This window comes from Aminobacter sp. P4_H6_2, assembly GCF_056400805.1.
In genome coordinates this window covers 1-1,580 of record NZ_JBFUKO010000910.1, presented here as the reverse complement: position 1 = coordinate 1,580, position 1,580 = coordinate 1, and the positions used below count along the sequence as shown (strand labels likewise).

At 55.6% G+C, this 1,580-nt stretch carries 3 protein-coding genes; 2 read left to right on the top strand and 1 reads right to left on the bottom strand.

Annotation, left to right across the window (positions count from 1 at the left end):
* The coding region (locus AC1DUU_RS31560) for a YciE/YciF ferroxidase family protein (protein ID WP_476787237.1) at positions 1–436 on the bottom strand (436 nt) is incomplete at its 3' end.
* A 555-nt stretch (positions 437–991) separates the two neighbouring features.
* Between AC1DUU_RS31560 and AC1DUU_RS31555 the strand changes: the two genes are divergently transcribed.
* Both AC1DUU_RS31555 and AC1DUU_RS31550 read left to right on the top strand, forming a co-directional pair.
* Positions 992–1,222, top strand: a complete 231-nt coding sequence (locus tag AC1DUU_RS31555) for a hypothetical protein (protein WP_476787236.1) — start codon at positions 992–994, stop codon at positions 1,220–1,222.
* Positions 1,223–1,238: 16 nt separating this feature from the next.
* Entirely contained in the window at positions 1,239–1,379 is a 141-nt protein-coding gene (locus AC1DUU_RS31550) for a hypothetical protein (protein ID WP_476787235.1), read from the top strand.
* The last annotated feature ends 201 nt before the right edge of the window (positions 1,380–1,580 follow it).

Here is a 1,580-nt window from a genome sequence, read left to right as displayed (position 1 = left end):
GCTTGTTGTTGGTAGCCTTTTCCTCGTCCAGGATTTCACTGAGCAGCTTGTGCGCCTCGTCGTGACCAAGGTCTTTTGCCCACTCTCGCAATGAGCCGTACCGGGCAATTTCGTAGTGCTCAACCGCCTGGCACGCTGCCAGAAGACCCGCGTCCAGAGCGGTGCCAGAAGCCTCATCCATCAAACCGTCGGCCTCTTTGAGCAGGCCTTCAATCGCATCGCATTTCACGCCAGATGCTTTCTTACCGATAGACTTGAACACCTGTTCCAATTTGCGAATCTGGCCCTTCGTCTCCTCGAGATGATCTTCTGCCGCTTTCTTCAGCTTGGCGTCCTTCGCAGCCTTGGCCACCTTGGGAAGAGCCTTGGTGATAGCGTTTTCCGCGAAATACATATCCTGCAGGGTGTGCTCAAAAATCTCTGCCAACGTCTTCATGTAGGATTACTCCTTGCCAGAATTCGACAGGGAGAGAATGAACTACACGGGATAAGGTTCCTCTCCAATCCGTCGGAACCACTTGCGGCGCCGTTGGTTGAGTTCTTTCCAAGGAGGAACTCGATATGTCCGATGAAAACAACCGGGAGACCGGAGCTCGCGCACCTCAGCCAAAGCAGACGAGGGATGCACGAGACGAAGTTTCGCAGAAAGCGGCTGAGAATAAGCAACCGACTGACAAATATGGGAACACGGAGCCCAGAGATGACGCGTCAGAAAAAACACGCCATTCCGATGGTCAAAATATGAGATCGAAGGCAACACCCAGCCCAGCGACCGAAAGGACGTCGGGTGCCGGCCCCGCAATTGCCGAGAGATCGAAGGACGCCAAGACAACGAAACCCGGGCGCCAAGCCGGGGCATACGTCAAGCGCTAAAATCCCAGACCCACGGGTGGCTGTCCCGCCCGTGGCGGGTGTTTGACCTGCACATGGATCTATGTTGCCTAGTCGCGCGTTATGTTGCGAATGAACCGTGCTTGGCGATTCAAACACCGTGAAAGACATCAAGTCCATAGATTTGGACGAGCCCGCGACCTTCTATGAGTCGCGGCTGGTCCCTGGAATGGTGTTCGACCACCTTTCCAAGGCACTACGGCACGCCGTGAATGTCCCGCTGCGCAAGCAGCATCACTCGGCAAAGATCCTTACCCAGTCCGGTGATCAATACGGATGGGAAGAGATCAACCTTCTTCACGACCGGCTACGGGCAATGGACAAGAGATAATTGCAGGATTGGTCGCATGCGGAAAAACAGCCAAATGATCTACGCAATGATGGTGGCCATGGCGGTTGTGGTGGTGGCCTTATTCGTTTTCGGCGTCGTTGACCGCGCGAAAGAACCTGCATCTTTCGAGCAAGTCAGCGAACAGAGTTCAAACTAGCTCGCAAAAGGTCAGCCGAGCGGCCACGCCTTTTTTCGTTTCCAGCCATCTTTCTGGAAACCGACCGAGACGGCACGCAGGCTATCAGTGCGTTGTGGCTGGCGCGACCTTGGCGCTGGAACGCTTGGCGGACTTCGAGCGCTTGGCCGCAGTCGTTCGGCTCTTGGGCTTCGTCGGCGCCGAAGGCATGGGTTCGAAATC

Coding starts and splice junctions, on each gene's coding strand:
- AC1DUU_RS31550 (WP_476787235.1), top strand. CDS start 1,239: ATGCGGAAAAACAGCCAAATGATCTACGCAATGATGGTGGCCATGGCG.